The sequence below is a fragment of the Mycobacterium sp. E2479 genome, assembly GCF_001667925.1.
GTDB lineage: Bacteria > Actinomycetota > Actinomycetes > Mycobacteriales > Mycobacteriaceae > Mycobacterium.
In genome coordinates this window covers 34,506-51,553 of sequence record NZ_LZJR01000026.1, presented here as the reverse complement: position 1 = coordinate 51,553, position 17,048 = coordinate 34,506, and the positions used below count along the sequence as shown (strand labels likewise).

12 protein-coding genes and 2 pseudogenes are annotated in these 17,048 nt (G+C 68.7%); 9 read left to right on the top strand and 5 right to left on the bottom strand.

The window, feature by feature from the left end; translation table 11 throughout:
• Positions 1-400, bottom strand: a 400-nt coding sequence (locus A5686_RS03265) for a DUF2275 domain-containing protein (protein WP_156749914.1), incomplete at its 3' end; no start/stop codon positions are given.
• Positions 401-567: 167 nt separating this feature from the next.
• Here A5686_RS03265 and A5686_RS03260 point away from each other — a divergent pair.
• Complete coding sequence (locus tag A5686_RS03260) at positions 568-2,115, top strand: PPE family protein (RefSeq protein WP_067931001.1); 1,548 nt, start codon at positions 568-570, stop codon at positions 2,113-2,115.
• 123 nt (positions 2,116-2,238) lie between these two features.
• On the opposite strand, the gene A5686_RS03255 is transcribed toward A5686_RS03260, so the two are convergent.
• The 3 genes from A5686_RS03255 to cobG are packed head-to-tail and all read right to left on the bottom strand — an operon-like array spanning position 2,239 to position 5,492.
• On the bottom strand, positions 2,239-3,717 hold the full coding sequence (locus A5686_RS03255; RefSeq protein ID WP_067930997.1) for a precorrin-2 C(20)-methyltransferase: 1,479 nt from the start codon (positions 3,715-3,717) through the stop codon (positions 2,239-2,241).
• Complete coding sequence (locus A5686_RS03250; protein WP_067930994.1) at positions 3,714-4,340, bottom strand: precorrin-8X methylmutase; 627 nt, start codon at positions 4,338-4,340, stop codon at positions 3,714-3,716. Before A5686_RS03250 ends, A5686_RS03255 begins: the two co-directional genes overlap by 4 nt.
• A 45-nt stretch (positions 4,341-4,385) precedes the next feature.
• Positions 4,386-5,492 (bottom strand): precorrin-3B synthase, encoded by a 1,107-nt coding sequence (cobG, locus tag A5686_RS03245; RefSeq protein ID WP_067930991.1) that lies wholly within the window; start codon positions 5,490-5,492, stop codon positions 4,386-4,388.
• Between the two features lie 115 nt (positions 5,493-5,607).
• Here cobG and A5686_RS03240 point away from each other — a divergent pair, with 115 nt between their 5' ends.
• The 4 genes from A5686_RS03240 to A5686_RS03225 are packed head-to-tail and all read left to right on the top strand — an operon-like array spanning position 5,608 to position 11,156.
• A complete protein-coding gene (locus A5686_RS03240) occupies positions 5,608-6,279 on the top strand; it encodes a S9 family peptidase (RefSeq protein ID WP_067930988.1) in 672 nt (223 codons plus the stop codon).
• Positions 6,280-6,282: 3 nt separating this feature from the next.
• The gene (gene cobN / locus A5686_RS03235; RefSeq protein WP_067930985.1) at positions 6,283-9,858 is read left to right on the top strand and encodes a cobaltochelatase subunit CobN; all 3,576 of its coding nucleotides are present in this window, start codon (positions 6,283-6,285) and stop codon (positions 9,856-9,858) included.
• A 31-nt stretch (positions 9,859-9,889) separates the two neighbouring features.
• On the top strand, positions 9,890-10,279 hold the full coding sequence (locus tag A5686_RS03230) for a PPOX class F420-dependent oxidoreductase (RefSeq protein WP_067930982.1): 390 nt from the start codon (positions 9,890-9,892) through the stop codon (positions 10,277-10,279).
• A gap of 13 nt (positions 10,280-10,292) precedes the next feature.
• On the top strand, positions 10,293-11,156 hold the full coding sequence (locus tag A5686_RS03225; RefSeq protein WP_067930980.1) for a type 1 glutamine amidotransferase domain-containing protein: 864 nt from the start codon (positions 10,293-10,295) through the stop codon (positions 11,154-11,156).
• A gap of 4 nt (positions 11,157-11,160) precedes the next feature.
• On the opposite strand, the gene A5686_RS03220 is transcribed toward A5686_RS03225, so the two are convergent.
• Positions 11,161-11,868: a dienelactone hydrolase family protein gene (locus A5686_RS03220; RefSeq protein WP_067930977.1), complete on the bottom strand. Its 708-nt coding sequence runs from the start codon at positions 11,866-11,868 to the stop codon at positions 11,161-11,163.
• Between the two features lie 72 nt (positions 11,869-11,940).
• Here A5686_RS03220 and A5686_RS03215 point away from each other — a divergent pair, with 72 nt between their 5' ends.
• The 4 genes and pseudogenes from A5686_RS03215 to A5686_RS28305 form a co-directional block, all read left to right on the top strand.
• On the top strand, positions 11,941-12,471 hold the full coding sequence (locus tag A5686_RS03215; RefSeq protein ID WP_067930974.1) for an FxsA family protein: 531 nt from the start codon (positions 11,941-11,943) through the stop codon (positions 12,469-12,471).
• A gap of 153 nt (positions 12,472-12,624) precedes the next feature.
• Entirely contained in the window at positions 12,625-14,157 is a 1,533-nt protein-coding gene (locus tag A5686_RS03210; RefSeq protein ID WP_369829667.1) for an amidohydrolase, read from the top strand.
• 298 nt (positions 14,158-14,455) lie between these two features.
• A pseudogene (gene lnt, locus A5686_RS28310) lies at positions 14,456-16,057 on the top strand (apolipoprotein N-acyltransferase); the annotation flags it as partial.
• A gap of 130 nt (positions 16,058-16,187) precedes the next feature.
• Positions 16,188-17,031: pseudogene (locus tag A5686_RS28305) on the top strand (polyprenol monophosphomannose synthase); the annotation flags it as partial.
• Between the last annotated feature and the right edge of the window lie 17 nt (positions 17,032-17,048).

Below are 17,048 nucleotides of genomic sequence, written 5' to 3'. Positions count from 1 at the left end.
CCGTCGACTCGTGCATCAGATGCTCGCCGGACATCGCGCCGTGCATATGACCGGATACCATGCCGAAATCGATGCCGCTGATCTGAGCGGCGGCAATAGCGACCTGGAAAAGGCCCACGCCGATCAGGCCCCACCGCCGGTAGTGCGTTCGCAGCCAGCGCATCCGAGCTCGGTGTCCGGTCGGTTGCTCGCCGATGCTGGCCATGATCTTGTCGACCAGGTCGGGCCCGTCGCCGGGGTTCACCGAGGCCAGCCGGCGCGTCTGCGCCGCCGCACCGATCAGCCAGGAGCGGCAGCTGCGGCAGGATTCGAGATGGGCATCGATTTGCTGCGCGAGTACCTGGGGACGCTCGCCGTCCAATCGAGCCGACAGCGCTTCCCGCGCAACCTCACACCGCATCCCTGCATCGTTGCGCATGGCCGGCGAGCGCGCAAAGAGCACGTGAAAACAAATACCGGGAACTAAACCGTGCGTTGAACCGACCACTGGACGCAAGCATCGCCAGCCCGCCGCCCCATGACGTTGACCGAAGAGGTGTTCGTGTCCTTGCCCGATGGCTTTCGACGATGACCGCCCCCATCTGGATCGCCTTTCCGCCCGAAGTGCACTCGACCTTGCTCAGCAGCGGTCCGGGACCTGGGCCGCTGCTCGCCGCCGCGGCGACGTGGTCTTCGATGGGCGCCCAATACGCCGAGGCGGCGGAAGAGCTCAGCGCACTCCTGAGCGCCACGCAGGGTGGCGCATGGCAAGGGCCGAGCGCCGAGCAGTACGTGGCGGCGCATGCCCCTTATCTGACCTGGCTGGTGGAGAACTCCACCAAGAGCACGACCGCCGCGGCGCTACATGAGACGGCCGCAGGCGCGTACACGGCGGCGCTGGCCGCGATGCCGACGATCCCCGAGCTCGTGGCCAATCACGCGACACACGCGACGCTGGTCGCGACGAACTTCTTCGGCATCAACACCATCCCGATCGCGGTGAACGAGGCCGACTACGCACGCATGTGGGTGCAAGCCGCCACGACGATGACCACCTACCAGGCCGTAAGCGAATCCGCGCTGGCGGCGGTTCCGGCGACGACGCCCGCGCCCCAGATAGTCACTCCGGGCGGCGAGGTCCAGGCAGCGGCAACCGATACCGCTTCCGACACTCCGCCGCCCACCTCATGGCAGGACCAGCTTGCGCAAGAACTCTCCGATTTCACCCAAAACGTCCTTTGGCCGCTCGGGAAGGAGATATACCCCGACGGCTGGCCGATTGACGCCGTTTCCTTTGCCAACGGGCTGGCCGCTCAGCTGATGAACATCCCCGGCATGACCCCGGCGCTGGCGACAGCGCTGGCCTGGTTCACCTTTCACTCGTTGATGCTCGTGTGGCCCTTGGTACAAGCGGTTGAGACGGCGGCACTGCTGGCCCCTGCCCTGCTACTCGTCGTTCCGGTCGCCGCAGCTGCCGGTGCCGGCATTGCCGCGGCCGTCGCTGGTGCTGTGAGTGCCGCCGGCGTTGCGCCGCCGGTAAGCGTGCCGTTGCCGACGGCACCGCCGGCTCCGATGGGTGCCACGCCGGCTCCGACGCCGACGATGTCCGCCGGTACCCCGGCAAACGCGAGCAGTGCCACGGTTTCCAGCCCGGCGCCAAGTGCGGCCACGGCGTCCGGTGGCGGCCCGGCCGGCGGCGGTCCGGGCGCCGGCTTCGGTCCGGGCATCACGGATGGTGTCGGCGCCGGCATGACCGACATCCAGTACGCGGTCGGCCTGGCGGGATTGTCGTCAAGCAGTAGTGCTAGCAGCCGCGCGCGCAGGAAGTCGGAAGAGCCGGCGCTCGACGACGCCGAGGAACCGGCCGCCACCGCGGCATCGGCCGTTGAGCGGTTGCGCAGACGTCGACGTCGCGGGGCAGAAGCCAAAGACCACGCCTACCGCTACGAGTACATGGACCTCGACCTCGACGGGTCCCCTCTGGCTTCCGATGTGGGCGCGGGGCCGCTCGGATTCGCCGGTGTCGCAGCCAAATCCGATGCCGCGCAAGCCGCGGGGTTGGCGACGCTGACCCGCGACGGATTGAGCGACGGCCCGACCGTGCCGATGATGCCGAGCACCTGGGATCGCGGCTGAGCCTTGCGACGATGCGGCCCGCGGAGCGGGGTGAGGAGGAGTAAGGCAGTCAGGATGAGCCTTGCGACGATGCGGCCCGCGGAGCGGGGTGAGGAGGAGTAAGGCAGTCAGGATGAGCCTGTTTCAGGCCCGGTAGCGCCGCGGTGTGAAGACCCGGTCGGTGGAATCGTGTGAGTACCACTGGGTTTGCGACGAACCGACGATCAGCAGGCAGCGCATGTCGATTTCGCTGGGATTGAGATCGACCAACCGGACCACCCGGACGTCCTCGTCGGGGCCGGACACGTTGCGGCCGATCACCACCGGAGTGCCGGGTTCGCGGTGGTCCAGCAATATGTCGCGCATCGCGCCGACCTGCCAGGTTCGCGTCTTGGAAGCAGGGTTGTAGATCGCCAGCACCAGGTCGGCGGCCGCGGCGGCCTGCAGTCGCGCGCAGATCACTTCCCACGGCTTGAGGCGGTCGGACAGGGAGATCACCGCATAGTCGTGCCCCAGCGGGGCGCCGACCCGGCTGGCCACCGCTTGGGCGGCGGTCATCGCCGGAATCACCCGGACTTGCACACCCGGCCATTCCTTGGCCTCTTCCAGCACCGCGGTCGCCATCGCGAACACGCCCGGGTCACCCGACGAAACCACCGCCACGGCACGACCCTGCTCGGCCAGCGCGCATGCCAACCGAGCCCGTTCGGGCTCGTCGCGGTTGTCGCTGGCGTGGCGCTGCTGGCCGTCGCGAGCCGGCACGCGGTCCAAGTAGCGGCCGTAGCCGATCAGGTCGGTCGCCGCGGCAAGCTCGCGCCGGGTCTGCGGCGTCATCCAGTCCATGTCGCCGGGGCCCAAGCCCACCACCGTGACGTGTCCGGTGGCCGGCGTGCGCCGTCCACGCTGGCCGCCCGGCAATATGGCCAGCGCAAAGTACGGAACGCCGGCCTCGTCGACGTCGGCTGCGGGCAAGATGCGCTGGGTGGAGGTGCTGGCCCGCTCCACGTAAAACGCGTCGTCAAGCTGTCCAGATGCCGAAAGCGCTTCCCGCACAGCGTGATACGAGCGCCCGAGCTTGAGCACGACGGCGGCGTCGGCGTCGGCGAGCCGACGGGTCAGCTCGTCGACCGGCAAGGTGCCCGGCAGCACCGACAGCACCTCGTCGCCGGCCACCAACGGTGTGGCGATGGCCGCCGAGGCCGCGCTCACCGAGGTGACGCCGGGCACGATGACCGCGTCGAACCGCTCGGTCAGCCTGGTGTGCAGATGCATGTAGGAGCTGTAGAACAGCGGATCACCCTCGGCCAGCAGGGCCACATTGCGGCCGGCGTCGAGGTGCGCCGCGATGCGCTTGGTGGCCTCGACGTAGAAATCCTCGATCGCGCCGGAATAGCCGCCAGGATGGTCGGTCGTCTCGGTGGTGACGGGGTAGACCAGGTGCTCTTCGATCTGTCCCGGCCGTAGATAGGGTTCGGCGATACCGCGGGCGATGCTGCGACCGTGCCGGGCGCTGTGATAGGCCACCACGTCGGCCTCGCCAATCACCCGGGCGGCCTTGACGGTCACCAATTCCGGATCACCGGGCCCCAACCCGACGCCCCATAGCGTGCCGCGGGCGGTCACTCTCGATCGCTCGCGATCGCGTTGACGGCGGCGGCGGCCATCGCACTGCCCCCACGACGGCCCCGCACCACCAGATACGACGTTCCGCGCGGGTTGTCGACGAGCTCCTGTTTGGACTGCGCCGACCCGACGAACCCCACCGGCCCACCCAGCACCCCGGCCGGTGGGGCAACTCCGTCGTCGATCAGCTCGAGCAGCCGGAATAACGCGGTCGGGGCGTTGCCGATCGCCAGCACGGCGCCGGGCAGCCGGTCTGCCCACAGCTCCACCGCGGCCGCGGAGCGGGTCGTCTGCCGTCGTGCGGCCAACTCAACCGCCCGCGGATCGGCCACCAGCGAGACCACCTGGTTGTCGGCCGGCAATCGTGCGGTGGTGATCCCGGCGGCCACCATCGACGAGTCGCACAGCACGGGAGCGCCGCTGCGCAGGGCCGTACCGACCCGTTCGACGACGTCGTCGGTGAACGCGATGTGCTCGGCGACGTCGACCTGGCCGCAGGTGTGGATCAACCGCACCACCACCTGTGCCACAGCGGCCGGGAATCGCGCCAGGTCGGCTTCGGCACGGATCGTCGCAAACGACCGGCGATAGATCTCCGCCGCGTCGCGAATGTAGTCGAGCACTCGCTCACCCTAAAGCTTGTCGGCGTACCGACCAGCTGCGCCCGGCTACAGCCGTCGGTACCCGTCTGGCGTAGCCACCAGCACCTCACCGGCGAGCGGACTGCCGCACGCCCGGTCGCAACCGACGAAATGCCGGTGCACCGCCGAGTCGGCACCCAGCGACTGCGCGGCGTCGGCCCGCACGTCGGCGGCCGAGCGCGCGCAGCCGGGGCTGCCGGTGCAGGCGCTGACGCTGAGCCAGGGCGAGTTCTCGTCGAACACCAGGCCCAAGGGCGCCAGCACCCGGAGCGCGATATCGGCCACCTCTTCACTGAGGTCACACACCAGCACCGAGCGCCACGGCGTGATCACCAACGGCGCCTCGATCGCAGCCAGGTACTCAGCAACGCGTGCCGGCAGCACACCCAGCGGCACCGCTGCGCCCAGTGCCACCCGGCCTTGCTGACCGGGGCAGTCCTGGTCGATCCAGCCCACCGGCGCCTTGGTGACGGCCGGAAAAGCGGTGGTGCGCGGCTCGGCAGTAGGTAGCAGCTGCCGAACGTCATCCAATTCCTGGACACGCCAAGCCGTTCCGCGGATGTCGACGAACCGCAGGGCGATACTGACCAGCGTTTCGACCACCTCGCCGGCCGCCAGCCGCACACCGCTGTCGCGTCCGGCGAGCAACAGCGCGCAGCCCTCGGCGAACGCGTGGACGCCGACATCGGCACGCAGCCCCGACACGTCGGCGCGGCCGTCGTCCAGGCTGAACCAGAACCGGCCGCCCAGCTCGGCGAGCCTGGGCTCGCCGCAGATCGCGGCGTCCAGCTCTGTGACCCAGCGCCGCACGTCGAGGTTGCCGCCGCAGCGCCCCGACAGCGGTGACGCCACGATGTTGCGGACCCGCTCATGCGTCATGGACGGCAACAGCCCCACGGCCGCGAGCGCCTCGGCGACCGCGGTGACGTCGGTCAGCCCGCGTAACTGAACGTTGCCCCGGGCGGTCAGTTCGAGCGTTCCCGAACCTGACTGACTGCTGACGGCGGCCAGCGCGGCCAGTTGACCGGCCGTGAGCATGCCGCCGGGTAGCCGTATCCGGGCTAACGCGCCGTCGGCCGCCTGATGCACCTGCAGCGCACCCGGGCATGCGTCCGTCTCGCGCGTCCTGGCCACCCGTCCACGGTACGGCCCCAGTCGAAGACGATGGCCGCCCAGACGTGAACCCGAGAGAGCCGCCGGCTGATCACTCGAGGATTGAAGGCTCCGCCGTGCGGGCACACTCGTGCCCGTGGAGACGGTCGAGTACGCCCCGGGACGGTTCGCCGATGTCTTCGGCGATTCGGCGCAACACACCGTCCTGGTCTGGCATGGCATGCAGACCAACGCCCGCGCCGCGGTCGGACCGCTGGCCGGCATGCTCGCGACGTACGGTGCCGTCGTGGTGGCGCCGGACTGGAATTCCCACGCCGAAGACGGCGGACGGGCCGACCTGTTGGGATCGCTCGAGTTCACCCGCAAGCGCGCCGACGACGGCATCGTGCTCGTCGGTTGGTCTTTAGGGGGCGCGGCCGCAGCCGGAGTCACCCTGAACCAGAGTCAATTCGATATTGCGATCAGACACACGGTTTGTCTGGCCGGTGCGTTCATGGCCCCCGACCCCTTCTCCGGTCGGGTCTTGACCGACCTGCTGTCGGCCGACCATATCGCTGGCCCGTTCACCTTGCTGCACGGCGTGAACGATGACGCGGTGCCGGTAAGGGCCAGCCGCGAATTCGCGGCCCGCCTGAGCAAGATCGGTTGGCCGGTTGACGTGGTGGAGCTGGCGGCAGATCACGGGTCGATCGCCGGCGCCGATTACGATCCCGCCGCGGACCGGTACGTCCCGGGAACGAGCGAACACGCGCGAGAGGTGGGTGCAGAGGTCGCCGCCCGGATCGCGGCGACACTGCGGTACGAATGATGGGTGGCTGAGCCGACCATCCTGCTGCTGTCGACGTCCGATACGGACCTGATCAGCGCCCGATCCAGTGGCAAGAACTATCGGTGGGCCAACCCGTCGCGGGTCTCGGAAGACGAGCTGCCCGGCCTGCTGGCCGACGTCGCCATCGTGGTGGTGCGGATCCTCGGTGGCTACCGGGCCTGGCAAAGCGGCATCGACACGGTGATCGCCAGCGGGGTGCCCACGGTTTTGGTCAGCGGCGAACAGGCCGCCGACGCCGAGTTGACCGGTCTGTCCACGCTGGCGGCCGGCATCGCGGTGCAGGCACACATCTATCTGGCCCACGGCGGCGTGGACAACCTGCACCAGCTGCACGCCTTCCTCTCGGACACCGTGCTGATGACAGGGTTCGGGTTTGCCCCGCCGGTCGTGACGCCGACGTGGGGAGAGCTGCGGCGGCCGAACGCCACCGATATCGACGGCCCGACGATCGCCGTGCTGTACTACCGCGCCCAGCACCTGGCCGGCAACACCGGCTACGTCGAGGCGCTGTGCCGGGCCATCGAGGCCGCCGGCGCGCGGCCGATGCCGATCTACTGTGCATCGCTGCGCACCGCCGAATCCGGACTGCTGCAACGGCTCGGCGACGCCGACGCCATGGTGGTCACCGTCCTGGCGGCCGGAGGGTTGAAGCCGGCCACGGTATCCGCCGGCGGCGACGATGACAGTTGGAACGTCGAACACCTTGCCGCCCTCGATATTCCGATCCTGCAAGGACTGTGCTTGACCAGCCCGCGTGCTCAGTGGCACGCGAACGACGATGGCCTGAGTCCGCTTGACGTGGCCAGTCAGGTGGCGGTACCCGAGTTCGACGGCCGCATCATCACGGTTCCGTTCTCCTTCAAGGAGATCGACGAAGACGGGCTGATCTCCTATGTCGCCGACCCGGAACGCTGCGCCCGGGTCGCGGGATTGGCGGTGCGCCACGCGCGGCTGCGCCATGTCGCCCCAGCGGATAAGCGCGTAGCCGTAGTGTTCTCGGCCTATCCCACCAAGCACGCCCGCATCGGCAACGCGGTCGGATTGGACACCCCGGCAAGCGCCGTCGCGCTGCTGCAGGCGATGCGCGATCACGGCTACCGGGTGGGCGACCTGCCTGGTGTCGAGGCCGGTGACGGGGACGCGCTGATCCACGCGCTGATCGAACGGGGCGGCCAAGACCCCGACTGGCTCAGCGAAGGCCAGCTCGCCGGCAACCCGATCCGGGTGTCCGCCAAGGACTACCGCGAATGGTTCGACACGCTGCCCACCGAGTTCACCGACGCCGTGACCGAGCACTGGGGCCCGGCGCCCGGGAATCTCTTCGTGGACCGCAGCAACGATCCCGACGGCGAAATCGTCATCGCCGCAATCCAATCGGATAACCTGGTGCTGATGGTGCAGCCGCCCCGCGGCTTCGGGGAGAACCCGGTCGCCATCTATCACGACCCGGACCTGCCGCCTAGCCACCACTACTTGGCCGCCTATCACTGGCTGGACGCCGGCTTCGGATCGCACGCAGTTCTGCATCTGGGTAAGCACGGCAACCTGGAATGGCTGCCCGGCAAGACACTGGGCATGTCGGCGGCGTGCGGGCCCGACGCCGCCCTGGGCAACCTGCCGTTGATCTACCCGTTCCTGGTCAACGATCCGGGTGAGGGCACGCAGGCCAAAAGGCGCGCGCACGCCGTCCTCGTCGACCATCTCATCCCGCCGATGGCGCGCGCCGAATCCTATGGCGACATCGCGCGTTTGGAGCAGTTGCTCGACGAGCACGCCAACGTCGCCGCCTTGGATCCGGTCAAACTGCCCGCCATCCGCCAGCAGATCTGGACGCTCATCCGGGCCGCGAAGATGGACCACGATCTTGGCCTGACCGAACGACCCGAAGAAGACTCATTCGACGACATGCTGCTGCACGTCGATGGCTGGCTGTGTGAGATCAAGGATGTTCAGATTCGCGACGGGTTGCACATCCTGGGCCAAAAACCAACGGGAGAAGCCGAACTGGACCTGGTGCTGGCGATCCTTCGGGCACGCCAACTGTTCGGCGGCGAGCACACCCTGCCCGGCCTGCGGCAGGCGCTGGGCCTGGCCGAGGACGGCACCGACGAGCGGGTCAGGGTAGATCAAACCGAGGTCGTGGCCCGCGAGCTGGTCGCCGCTTTGCAGGCGACGGGCTGGGACGCCGACGCGGCCGAACGGATTTCCGAGGACCCCGACGTCGCCGCGGTGCTGCGATTCGCTGCCACCGAAGTGGTGCCAAGGCTCGCCGGTACCGCCGCTGAGATCGAGCAGGTGTTGCGCGCCCTCGACGGCCGATTCATCCCGGCCGGCCCGTCCGGCTCACCGCTGCGCGGCCTGGTCAATGTGCTGCCCACCGGGCGCAACTTCTACTCCGTCGACCCCAAAGCGGTACCGTCCCGCCTGGCCTGGGAAGCCGGTGTCGCGCTTGCCGATTCACTGTTGACTCGGTACCGCGACGATCACGGGCAGTGGCCGCAATCCGTCGGCCTGTCGGTGTGGGGCACCTCGGCCATGCGCACCGCGGGTGACGACATCGCCGAAGTCCTTGCCCTGCTCGGCGTCCGGCCGGTATGGGACGACGCATCGCGGCGCGTCGTCGACCTGGCGCCGATCCCGCTGGCCGAGCTGGGCCGCCCCCGCATCGATGTGACGGTGCGGATCTCGGGGTTTTTCCGCGACGCCTTCCCGCATGTCGTGACGATGCTCGACGACGCGGTGCGACTGGTCGCCGACCGCGACGAGCCGGCCGAGGAGAACTACGTCCGTGCGCACGTCCAGGCCGACCTGGCCCAGCATGGCGACCAACGCCGCTCCACCACAAGGATTTTCGGCTCCAAGCCCGGTACGTACGGCGCCGGATTGCTGCAGCTGATCGACAGCCGCAACTGGCGCGACGACGCCGACCTCGCCGCCGTGTACACCGCGTGGGGCGGCTTCGCCTACGGCCGTGACCTGGACGGCCGCGAGGCTGTCGACGACATGAACCGGCAGTACCGCCGTATTGCGGTGGCCGCCAAGAACACCGACACCCGCGAACACGACATCGCCGACTCCGACGACTATTTCCAATACCACGGCGGCATGGTGGCTACGGTGCGTGCGCTGACCGGGCAGGCCCCCGCCGCCTACATCGGCGACAACACCCGCCCCGACGCGATCCGCACCCGCACCCTGTCAGAGGAGACCACCCGGGTATTCCGCGCGCGCGTCGTCAATCCACGCTGGATGACGGCGATGCGGCGGCACGGGTACAAGGGCGCCTTCGAGATGGCGGCCACCGTCGACTACCTGTTCGGCTACGACGCGACGGCCGGGGTGATGGCCGACTGGATGTACGAACAACTCACCGAGCGTTACGTCCTGGACCCGGAGAACCGGAAATTCATGTCGGAATCGAATCCCTGGGCCCTGCACGGCATGGCCGAACGGCTGCTCGAAGCGGCCGGGCGCGGCATGTGGGAGGCGCCGCAACCGGAAACGCTGGACGGGCTCCGGCAGGCGCTGCTGGAAACCGAGGGCGACCTCGAAGGCTGACTTCGGCCCAAGCGCGGCGTAGGTTGACACCGTGACACCGACCTTCGCCGACCTTGCCAAGAGCCAGTACATCCTGCTGACCACGTTCACGAAGGACGGCAAGCCGAAGCCGACGCCCATCTGGGCGGCCCTGGACAAACAGCGCGGAGACCGACTGCTCGTCATCACCCAGGAAAAGTCGTGGAAGGTCAAGCGGATCCGGAACACTCCACGGGTCACGCTGGCCACCTGCACCATGAACGGCCGGCCCACCAGCGAGGCCGTCGAGGGAACTGCGGCCATCCTCGACAAGTCGGAAACGGCTGCCGTCTACGACGCGATCGGCAAGCGCTACGGCGTCCTGGGCAAGGTGTTCAACTTCTTCAGCAAGTTGCGCGGCGGCATGGACAACAACGTCGGACTCGAACTGAAGGTGGCGTAACCGCCGAGGCGCCGTGGCCACTGTCCTCATCCCGATCCCGGACCGCGACTTCGACCCGACCGAGGTCGCGGTCAGCTGGAAGGTGTTGACGCGAAGCGGCCACCGTGTGGTCTTCGCGACCGAGACCGGCGCGCCCGGCGCGGCCGACGACATCATGGTGACGGGGCGCGGATTGGACCTCTGGTCCGCGCTGCCCCTCCTGGGCGCGATTCCGTTGATCGGGCTGGCGCTGCGGGCCAACAAGATCGGGCGCAATGCCTATCGGGACATGTTGCGCTCCAAGGAGTTTCAACATCCGATCACGTGGGCGCACGCCACCCTCGACGGCATCGACGGGCTGCTGTTGCCAGGGGGCCACCGCGCCCGCGGGATGCGCGGCTACATCGACAGCGACATCCTGCACCGGCTGGTCGTGCAGGCCTTCACCCGGGGGCTGCCGGTCGGGGCCATCTGTCACGGGGTACTTCTCGCCGCGCGCAGCATCGATCCCGAAACCGGCCGTTCCGTCCTGTACGGACGCAAGACCACGGCCTTGACGTGGGCAATGGAGCGGTTGGCCTGGCGCCTCACGCAATTCACCCGGTTCTGGGATCGCGACTACTACCGGACCTATACCGAGGAACCGGGCCAACCCGGCGGGTACATGTCGGTGCAGTCGGAAGTCACCCGCGCGCTTGAAGATCCCACCGATTTCCGTGACGTCACCCGCGGATCACCGAACTGGCGGCTGAAAACCTCGGGAATTGCGCGCGATACGCCGACCGACTCGCGGCCCGCATTCGTCGTCGACGACGGCGACTACATGTCGGCGCGCTGGCCCGGCGATACCCACACGTTCGCAACGGCGCTGTCGCAGAAGCTGAACGCGGCGCGCTAGCCGACTACGGTGCGGCGTCCGTTCCCAGATGCTCGCCGAAGAACGCGAACACCCGTTGCCACGCGTCCTCGGTGGCCTCCCGGTCGTAGCCGAAACCCGCTATGCGAAGCAGGGGTTGGCCGGGCAGCTCGTTGGCGAAGCTGTGCCCGACGCCCGGGTATGTCTTCACATCGGAGGTGATGTTCTTGGCGGCTAGGGTCTTGTTCAGTTTTTCGGGTGCGCCCCGGCCCAGCGGGTCGCGGCCGCCGAAACTGGCCACCACCGGGCATGCGCCGTCGAGCGTCTTGTCGAGGTTGCGGGGCAGGGGAGCGCCGTAGAACGGTGCGGAGGCGCCGAAACCCTTGGGCGACATGACAAGAGCGAATTGGCCGCCCATGCAGAAACCCGCGATGCCGACCTGGCCGGAACATTCGGGCATTGCCTTCAGGTGATCGCGCGCGGCGAGGATGTCATCGAGGGCGCGGCCGCGCTGGGTCTGCAGCTCCTTCATGACGCGGGAGATGCAGCGGATGCGGCCGCCGCGGGCATACATATTCGGGGTGAGCGCCAGATAACCTGCCGCGGCGATGCGGTCGTTGATCGACTGCTTGTCTCGCCCGTAGCCGATCGCATCATGGATCACCACCACACCCGGCCACGGACCTTGCCCCGAAGGTGTGCTCAGTAACGCATCGATCGGTCCGTCGGGGGTTTCGATCTGAATCGTCGTCATAGCGTCATCTAACTGCAATCACGTCCGCGAGCACCATGGGAACTAGCCGTAGTCCGCGGACGTTGGTCTGTCATGGTGTCGCGGCTGTTGCTGATCTACGCCGTCGTCGAACTCATGGTGATCTTCGCGTTGGTTTCGACGATCGGATGGGGCTGGACCCTGCTGGCGATGTTGGCCACTTTCATGCTCGGCTGGGGGATCGTGGTCCCGTTGGCGGGTTCGCACCTCATCCGCCGGATCGGGCAGCTGCGCTCGGGCCTGGCCGGACAACGCGCTGCGGTCGGCGACGGTGCGCTGGTCAGTCTGGCGGCGCTCCTCGTCCTGGTGCCCGGCTTGGTGAGCACGGCGCTGGGCCTGTTGCTGCTCATCCCGCCGGTACGGTCGGCCGTCGGGCCCGGGTTGAGCGCCATGGCGATGCGCAAGTTGCGCCGCCAGGTGCCGGGACTCAGTTACGCGAACACCCTCCGCGCGGAGCCTTACCCACCCGCATATCCCGGCGAGGCTTACTCGGCCGCTGGACGCGGCGAGTACATCGACGGCGAGGTCATCGATGTCCGCGACGTCGAGGCGCCGGCGCGGCCGCAGCGATTCGACGGACGCTGACGCGGCGCGCGCGACCATCTGATCACCGTTATCGCCACCCGGACCCGTGCACGTAGTTTTGGCCTGTGACCGATCGTGACCGTTAACCCCGCACCGGTGGTCCTGCTGGTCAACGGGCGGGTGCACAGCCCGGCCCAACCGGACGCGACCGCTATGGCCATCCGCGACGGCGTCGTGGCATGGCTGGGCGGTGACGAGGTCGGCCGCCGCATGTTTCCCGACGCCGCTGTCGAAGACCTCCAGGGTGGTTTCGTGGCGCCGGGGTTCGTCGACAGCCACATCCATCTCACCGCCACCGGGCTGACGCTCACCGGGCTGGACCTGCGTTCGGCGGCCTCGTATGCGCAATGCCTGCAGATGGTCGCCGACTACGCCGCCGCGCACCCCGGCCGGCCGGTGTGGGGGCATGGCTGGGATGAAACGTCGTGGCCGGAGAACGCTCCGCCCGGCACCGGTGACCTGGACGCCGTCGTCGGTGACCGGCCCGTTTATCTGGCCCGCGTGGACGTGCACTCGGCGCTCGCATCGACGGGGCTGCGACGGCTGGCGGGACGACTTCCGGCGGCAGCGGGTTTCAGCGCCGACGGGCCGCTGGCCGGCGACGCACATCACCAGGTGCGAGCCGTTGCCCGAGGCCTGCTGACGGCCGAACAGCTCGCCGAAGCCCGTACCGCGGCATTGCGGTCCGCCGCGGCGGCCGGCATCGTCGCGGTGCACGAATGCGCCGGTCCCGAGATCGGCGGTATCGACGACTGGCTGCAGTTGCGGGCCCTCGATCGCGGCGTCGAGGTGATCGGTTATTGGGGCGAGGCGGTGAGCAGCCCCAGCCAGGCCCGCGAGCTGATGGCGGCGACCGGAGCCCGCGGGCTGGCCGGTGACCTGTTCGTCGACGGGGCACTGGGGTCGCGGACCGCCTGGCTGCGCGAGCCTTATACGGATGCGCTGGACCGCACCGGAAACTGCTATCTGGATTCCGATGCCGTCGAGGCACACGTGCGGGCATGCACCCTGGCCGAAGTCACCGCCGGGTTCCACGTCATCGGGGACGCTGCGGTCGCGACGGTGGTCAGTGCCCTCGAGCGCGTTGTCGCCGACCTCGGACCGGTCGCGGTCGCACGCTGCGGGCACCGCCTCGAGCACGTCGAGATGGTCAGCGAGGAACAGGCCGCCAAGCTGGGCCAGTGGGGCGTCATCGCCAGTGTGCAGCCCAATTTCGATGCGCTGTGGGGCGGCGTCGACGGCATGTATGCGCAGCGGCTCGGTGCCCGGCGAGGCAGTCGGCTCAACCCCTTTGCGCTGTTAGCATCCCAAGGCGTGCCCCTCGCGCTAGGTTCCGACGCTCCGGTCACGGATTTCGATCCGTGGGTGAGCGTGCGCGCAGCGGTCAACCACCACACCCCCGGCAGCGGGGTCTCGCCGCGGGCCGCGTTCGCCGCCGCCACCCGCGGCGGTTGGCGGGCGGCCGGTGTCCGCGACGGCAAGACGGGCACCCTGGTGCCGGGAGCGCCGGCCTCGTACGTCGTCTGGGATGCCGGCGACCTGGAGGTGCACGCCCCGCGTGACACCGTTCAGCGCTGGTCGACCGACCCGCGTTCACGGGTGCCTGCGCTGCCACGATTGCGCCCCGGCGACGTCCTGCCCCGGTGCCGGCGGACGGTGCATCGGGGCGCTGCCATCCATGGCTAGGCATTGGTCGCGCGGCGACGAGCCCGCGGATCAAACCGATGCGGTAGACGCGGACCCGCGGCCCCATACCGACCCGATCGGCGATGAGGTCGAATCGGACCGCGACGACCAGCCCGCCGAGGTCGGGGTCGACCCCGAAGCGCACGACGACGAGCACGATGGAAACGGAGGCGCCGCGCAACCCGCACCGCCCGGCGAACATGCGGCGTTCGGCGGTCGGCTGGGACGCGCGGCGCGCGGCGCCGCCACCGCACTGGTGGCAGCGGTGTTTGCGCGACTGCCCGGCGCCCAGGCCGCGATGTTGCCCCGCCTAACCCGGTTGAGTTGCGCAGTGGTTGCCGGCTTGCTGTTCTGCGCCAGTTTCCCGTCCCTCAATTGGTGGTGGGGCGCCATGGTGGCCGCCGCGTTGCTGGCATGGGTGTTGACGCACCCCGCGACTACGCCGGTCGGTGGCCTGGGCTACGCCTTTCTGTTCGGGCTGGCGTTCTACCTGCCGCTGCTGCCGTGGGTGGGGCTCCTGGTGGGGCCCATCCCGTGGATTGCGCTCGCGACCGTGTCGGCGCTGTTTCCCGCCCTGTTCGGCCTCTGCGCCGTCATCGTGCGTGGGCTACCCGGCTGGCCCATCTGGTTCGCGCTGTTATGGGCGGCCCAGGAGTGGCTCAAGTCAAGCGTCCCGTTCGGCGGCTTCCCATGGGGGTCGGTGGCATTCGGTCAGACGCACGGTCCGTTCCTGCCGCTGGTCCAGCTCGGTGGCGTTGCGCTGCTGTCCATGGCGATCATGCTCGTGGGCTTCAGCGCGACAGCCATCGCGCTGGAGATCGTGAAATGGTGGCACTCGGGGCATCCGGCGTCCAGCGTGGCCGGCGACAAACACGCTGCAGATCCGGTGCACCCCGATCAGGCGCCGCCCGCGGTGGTGCTGCCCGGCACCTGCATCTGTCTGGTGCTGTTCGCGTCCGTCATTGTTTGGCCGCAGGTGCGCCACGCCGGTACCGGGTCGGGTGGTGAGCCGCCGGTCACGGTCGCGGCCATACAGGGCAACGTGCCGAGGCTGGGCTTCGATTTCAACGAACAGCGCCGCGCGGTGCTGGACAACCACGTCCAGGAAACCCTGCAGCTGGCCGACGACGTGCGTTCCGGGACCGCTCCGCAACCTCAATTCGTCATTTGGCCGGAGGACTCATCGGACATCGACCCACTGGCCAACGACGACGCCGCCCTGGAGATCTCGCGAGCCGCCGCGGCCATCGGCGCGCCGATCCTGATCGGCAGCGTGCTTGACGTGCCAGGACGCCCGCCGCAGGATCCGAACTACACCAACACCATGATCGTGTGGAATCCAGCCACCGGCCCGGCCGATCGCCACGACAAGGAAATCGTGCAGCCCTTCGGCGAGTACCTGCCGATGCCGTGGCTGTTCAAGCACCTGTCCGGTTACGCGGACCGCGCCGGAAGTTTCGTGCCCCGTCAGGACGCCGATGTGGTGCACATCGCGGAGGTGCCCGTGGGCGTGGCCACCTGCTGGGAAGTGATCTTTGACCGCGTCCCGAGAAAAGCGGTGCTCGGCGGTGCCCAGTTGTTGGCCGTGCCGGCCAACAACGCGACGTTCAACAAGACGATGAGTGAACAGCAGCTCGCATTCGCCAAGGTCCGGGCCGTCGAACACGACCGGTACGTGGTGGTTGCCGGCACCACGGGGATCAGCGCGGTGGTGGCCCCCGACGGCGGCGAGCTGGCCCGCACCGAGTTCTTCCAGCCCGCCTATCTGGACATGCAGGTGCGCCTGAAGACGAGGCTGACGCCGGCGACGCGGTGGGGGCCGCTGCTGCAATGGGTGATGGTCCTAGCGGCCGGAGCGGTGATCCTGGTCGGGATACGGCACAATGGATGGTTCCCGCGTTCGGTACGTCTCAGGTCCACACGCCAATCGGGGCCGGTGAAACCCCCGGCAGATCCCCGTCCGACGAGCACGACCGAAGACACCGCGCCCGACCCCCGGGCGGACGTCGGCGACTGACCACATCCCGTCCGACCAGGACGGCCGACACTCTTCGAACTCGGGCGACACAGAGGAGCTACATGACCACCGGCCAGCCGGCGCCCCAAGTCCCAGGCAATCGTCCCAGCCAGCGCGTCTTGGTGATCATCCCGACCTACAACGAGCTGGAGAACCTCCCGGTCATCCACCGGCGGCTCAAACAGGCTTGCCCGCACGTGCACCTGCTCGTGGTGGACGACAGCAGCCCCGACGGCACCGGCCAGCTCGCCGAGGAGCTGGCGTCGGCCGACGCCGGTCGCACGCACGTCATGCACCGCACCGCCAAGGACGGCCTGGGCGCGGCGTATCTGGCGGGTTTTGCGTGGGGATTGAGCCGTGATTACTCGGTGCTGGTTGAGATGGACGCCGACGGCAGCCACGCGCCCGAACAGCTGCACCGCTTGCTGGACGCCGTCGACGCCGGCGCCGATCTGGCCATCGGGTCGCGATACGTCGAGGGCGGCACGGTGCGCAATTGGCCGAAGCGGCGCTGGGCGCTGTCCTGGACGGCCAACACCTATGCGCGGCTGGCGCTCGGTATCGGTGTGCACGACATCACCGCCGGCTATCGCGCGTACCGCCGCGAGGTGCTCGAGGCGATCGACCTCGACGGCGTGGACTCCAAGGGCTATTGCTTCCAGATCGATCTGACCTGGCGCACCATCTGCAACGGGTTCACCATCACCGAGGTACCCATCACCTTCACCGAGCGTGAGCTCGGTGTTTCCAAGATGAGCGGATCCAACATCCGCGAAGCCCTGGTCAAAGTCACCCGTTGGGGCATCCAGGGCCGACGGTCGGGGGCCCGGACCACCAGGGCCGACCACCGCACCTAGGCACGGCCAGCCCGGTT

What these genes read in the sequence shown, in the direction of transcription:
- A5686_RS03260 (WP_067931001.1), top strand. Translation starts at nt 568, where the DNA reads ATGACCGCCCCCATCTGGATCGCCTTTCCGCCCGAAGTGCACTCGACC.
- A5686_RS03220 (WP_067930977.1), bottom strand. Translation starts at nt 11,868, where the DNA reads ATGACGACGATTCAGATCGAAACCCCCGACGGACCGATCGATGCGTTA.
- A5686_RS03215 (WP_067930974.1), top strand. Translation starts at nt 11,941, where the DNA reads ATGGTGTCGCGGCTGTTGCTGATCTACGCCGTCGTCGAACTCATGGTG.
- A5686_RS03210 (WP_369829667.1), top strand. Translation starts at nt 12,625, where the DNA reads ATGGCCATCCGCGACGGCGTCGTGGCATGGCTGGGCGGTGACGAGGTC.